Below are 4,495 nucleotides of genomic sequence, written 5' to 3'. Positions count from 1 at the left end.
CCCGCCGAGGGCCAGCTCGAACGGCTGCGGCGCCCCGCCCAGGCGTTGCAGCAGCCGGCCGTACCAGTCCTCCAGGCCCTGTTCGGCGCTCAGGCGGGCAGCGGGTTGCAGCAGGGTTGACCAGGGCATCGCGTATTCCCTCCAGGCAACGGCCGGCGGCCGTCACACAAGCATCAAAAAAGCTTCACGGTGGTGACACCGCGGCTACCTAGCCTGACTTTGCCCAACAAGATCGACCGGCTGCAAGTCCCGAAAGCCGGCTTTAAGGAGGCTCAGGCATGACCCAGACTGCACCCAACACCGCACGCCGCCTGCAGGCCGAACGCCTGGTGGGTCCCGCCGCCCTGCGCGAGGCCCAGGCCCTGCGCTACCGGGTGTTCAGCGCCGAATTCGACGCCAAGCTCAACGGCGCCGAACTGGGCCTGGACATGGACGACTACGACATTCACTGCCGGCATATCGGTGTGCGTGATATGAACAGCGGCGAGCTGGTGGCCACCACCCGCCTGCTCGACCACCAGGCCGCCGCCGGCCTCGGCCGCTACTACAGCGAAGAGGAATTCAGCCTGCACGGCCTGGCCGGGCTGCAGGGCCCGGTGCTGGAGATCGGCCGCACCTGCGTCGATGGCGCCTACCGCAACGGCGCCACCATCGCCGTGCTCTGGGGCGAACTGGCCGAGGTGCTCAACGAGGGCGGCTACCGCTACCTGATGGGTTGCGCCAGCATCTCCATGCAGGACGGCGGCATCCAGGCCCAGGCCATCATGCAACGCCTGCGCGAACGCTACCTGTGCACCGAACACCTGCGCGCCGAACCCAGGCACCCGCTGCCGCAACTGGACGTACCGGGCAACGTCATCGCCGAGATGCCGCCGCTGCTCAAGGCCTACATGCGCCTGGGCGCGAAGATCTGCGGCGAACCCTGCTGGGACCGCGACTTCCAGGTCGCCGACGTGTTCATCCTGCTCAAGCGCGACGAGCTGTGCCCGCGCTATGCCCGCCACTTCAAGGCGGCCGTGTAGGTTGGGTCGAGCAGCGATGCCCAACGGGCGATGTGCGGCCACACTTCGGCGTTGCACCGCCCCGCTCTCGTTGGGCTCCGTCGCTGCTCGACCCAACCTACAGCCAGACAGCCAGGCATCGCCAAACGCTCCTGTGCATGGATAATGCCGCCACTCATCCTTAAGCGGAGGCCCCGATGGCCCAACTGCGTCTATCCCTGCGCCTGGCCCACCTGCTGCTGGTGATCGCCTGCGGCGCCCTGCTGGCCGGCGTGGTCAGCCTGTGCGAGCGCCTGGTACGCCACGACCTGATGGCCCTGCGCCAACGCCTGACCCGCTGGTTCCTCGCCCGCCTCAGCGGCGCCCTGCCGTTTCGCGTGCGCATCGAAGGGGAGCTGCCGACCCAGCCCATGCTGTGGGTCGCCAACCACGTGTCCTGGACCGACATCCCGCTGCTCGGCGCGCTGCAGCCGATCTCCTTCCTGTCCAAGGCCGAGGTGCGCACCTGGCCGCTGGCCGGCTGGCTGGCGCACAAGGCCGGCACCCTGTTCATCCGCCGCGGCTCGGGCGACAGCAACCTGGTCGGCCAGCAGCTGGGTCGCCATCTGCAACGCGGCCGCCACCTGCTGATCTTCCCCGAGGGCACCACCACCGACGGCCTGGGCCTGCGCACCTTCCACGGCCGCCTGCTGGCGAGCGCGATCGACAGCGGCGTGCCGCTGCAACCGGTGGCCATCCGCTACCTGCGCGGCGGCCAGCCGTGCCCGGTGGCGCCCTTCGTCGGCGACGACGACATGCTCAGCCACCTGCTGCGCCTGCTGCGCAGCCAAGCCGGCGAGGTGCAGATCCAGCTGCTGGCGCCGATCGCCAGCAACAGCGCCAGCCGCAACGAACTGGCGCGCCAGGCGCAGAGCCGCATCGCCGCCGCCCTACAGCTGGACGCGCCGGCAGCCCAGCGCGAGGCCGCCTGAAGCCCACACCAGGCCGGCCACCCAGGAGCTGTGGGCGGCGCTGATTGCAGCACAGGCCTTTCTCAGGCCGACGGCGGCACGATCAGCGCATCGCAATCCAGTTCGGCCAGCAGACGACTGGCCACGCTGCCCAGGACGAAACGCGCGAGTCCCTGGCGCGCATGGGTGCCGAGCACCAGCAGATCGGCGCCAGACTGCTGCTGAGCCTCGCCGATCACCCGCTCGGGAGAACCAAACGCGACATGCAGGCACTCAGCTGCCAGCTCCACCCCTTCCTCGCGAAGCTGGGCGACAGCCTGATCACGGGCGGCGCTGCGCTGATTCTCCAGCAACGCCGGGCCGAGCCCCGCCTCCGTCATCGTGCCGCTCGAAGGCAGCTCCAGGGCGCAGGCCGCGGCGAGATCCAGCGAGTTCAGCAACCCCAGATCCCGTGCCCGACGCAAGGCCTGCTGCGAAGTGCCGCTGGATAGATCCAGCGCCAGCAGCGCGCTACGGTACTCGTGCATGACCGGCCCATTGACCCGCAGCACCGGCAGATGGCTGCTGCGCACCAGCCGCTCGAGGGTGGTGCCGGCGAAGAAATCGCGCAACATCGATTTGCGGTGCGCCCCCACCACCAGCAGGTCGGCCGCCAGCTCCTGTGCACTCGCCACCAGCAGCGAGGCCGGGTCGCCACTGTCGACCACCACTCGCGGCCGGCTGCCGGCCTGCTCGGCCAGACGCTCGGCCTGCGCCTGCAGCAGGGTCTCGGCCTGACGCACCTGATTCTGTACGAATACCGTCGGCGCATCGTCATCGACCGCATGCACCAGGCTCCAGTCCCCACCGCCCTGACTTCGCACCAACTGCACGGCGCGCTGCGTGGCATGTGCCGAGCGCTCGGAAAGGTCGGTCGCCACCAGTATCTTGTTCATCTCATCCTCCTCGGCAGGCATCTGGCCCGCTCCGTCGAGCGCCTGGACAGCCCCCCGATGCTTGATGCAGATCAGGCCAGGCGCGGAGAAACCGACTAAGGTCCTAGCGGGACATCGAACAGAGACACCCGAATGGACACTCGGCTCCCTGAACACTCTGACAACGCCTGGCACGAACTGACTCCACAACAAGCACTGGAGGCCCAGCGCAGCTCGTCGAGCGGCCTGGAGCAGTGCGAGGCCACCACTCGCCTGCAGCTGCACGGCCCCAACCGGCTGCCGCCGCCCAAGCGGCGCGGCCCGCTGCTGCGCCTGCTGTACCAGTTCCACAACGTGCTGCTGTACATGATGATGGCCGCCGCCCTGATCACCGCCCTGCTCGGCCACTGGGTCGACACCGGGGTGATCCTCGCGGCGGTGCTGATCAACGTGGTGATCGGCTTTATCCAGGAAGGCAAGGCGGAGAACGCCCTCGACGCCATCCGCAACCTGCTGTCGCCGCGTGCCCTGGTGCTGCGCGGCGGCGAGCGCCTGGAGATCGACGCCGAGCAGCTGGTGCCCGGCGATATCGTCCTGCTCGCCTCCGGCGACAAGGTGCCGGCCGACCTGCGCCTGCTCAGCGTGAAGAACCTGCTGGTGGAGGAAGCGGCGCTGACCGGCGAATCGCTGCCGGTGGAGAAATCCCTGGCCCGTTGCCAGGCCGATGCCACCCTCGGCGACCGCCGCTGCATGGCCTATTCCGGCACCCTGGTGGCCAGCGGTCAGGCCAGCGGCCTGGTGGTGGCCACCGGCGCCGCCACCGAACTGGGCCGCATCGGCGCCATGCTGCAGCAGGTGCAGGCGATGACCACCCCGCTGCTGCGGCAGATCGAGCAGTTCAGCCGCTGGCTGGCGCTGGCCATCCTGATCTTCGCCCTGGCCACCTTCGCCCTCGGCACCTTCTGGCACGACCAGGACCCGGCCGAGATGTTCATGATGGTGGTGGCGCTGACCGCTGCCGCCATCCCCGAGGGGCTGCCGGCGCTGATGACGGTGATCCTCGCCCTCGGCGTGCAGCGCATGGCCGGGCGCAACGCCATCGTCCGCCATCTGCCGGCGGTTGAGACCCTGGGTTCGGTGACGCTGATCTGCTCGGACAAGACCGGCACCCTGACGCGCAACGAGATGACCGTGCAGCGCGTGGTCAGCGCCAGCCGCATCCTCGACGTCAGCGGTGTCGGCTACGCCCCGCAGGGCGCCTTCCACCTGGACGGCGCGTTGATGGAACCGGATGCCGCGCTGCTGGAAATCGCCCGCGCCGCCGCGCTGTGCAACGACGCCCAGCTGCAGCAGGACGCCGGCGGCACCTGGCGCCTGCAGGGCGACCCCACCGAGGGTGCGCTGCACACCCTGGCGCTCAAGGCCGGCCTGGACGCCGCCACCCTGCACGCCCAGCTGCCGCGCAGCGACGCCATTCCCTTCGAGTCCGAACACCGCTTTATGGCCAGCCTGCACCATGACCACCAGGGCCATGGCCTGATCTACCTCAAGGGCGCGCCGGAGCGGGTGCTGGAGATGTGCCGCGAGCAGCGCGGCGCCGACGGCGGCAGCCAGCCGCTGGACGCCGACT

The 4,495-nt window shown here is 69.5% G+C and carries 4 protein-coding genes; 3 read left to right on the top strand and 1 reads right to left on the bottom strand.

Features of this window, described 5'->3' with window-relative positions:
* The first annotated feature begins 278 nt into the window (after nucleotides 1-278).
* Both olsB and N878_RS13370 read left to right on the top strand, forming a co-directional pair.
* A complete protein-coding gene (gene olsB / locus N878_RS13375) occupies nucleotides 279-1,022 on the top strand; it encodes an L-ornithine N(alpha)-acyltransferase (protein WP_021444159.1) in 744 nt (247 codons plus the stop codon).
* Between the two features lie 176 nt (nucleotides 1,023-1,198).
* Nucleotides 1,199-1,972 (top strand): 1-acyl-sn-glycerol-3-phosphate acyltransferase, encoded by a 774-nt coding sequence (locus N878_RS13370; protein ID WP_021444158.1) that lies wholly within the window; start codon nucleotides 1,199-1,201, stop codon nucleotides 1,970-1,972.
* 62 nt (nucleotides 1,973-2,034) lie between these two features.
* On the opposite strand, the gene N878_RS13365 is transcribed toward N878_RS13370, so the two are convergent.
* On the bottom strand, nucleotides 2,035-2,886 hold the full coding sequence (locus tag N878_RS13365) for a universal stress protein (RefSeq protein WP_031303152.1): 852 nt from the start codon (nucleotides 2,884-2,886) through the stop codon (nucleotides 2,035-2,037).
* 132 nt (nucleotides 2,887-3,018) lie between these two features.
* Here N878_RS13365 and N878_RS13360 point away from each other — a divergent pair.
* Nucleotides 3,019-4,495, top strand: a 1,477-nt coding sequence (locus N878_RS13360) for an HAD-IC family P-type ATPase (RefSeq protein WP_021444156.1), incomplete at its 3' end; no start/stop codon positions are given.

The organism is Pseudomonas sp. EGD-AK9, from assembly GCF_000465935.2.
Taxonomy (GTDB): Bacteria; Pseudomonadota; Gammaproteobacteria; order Pseudomonadales; family Pseudomonadaceae; genus Aquipseudomonas.
The sequence above is the reverse complement of the archived record's forward strand: the minus strand, read 5'-3'. Positions and strand labels throughout refer to the sequence as shown.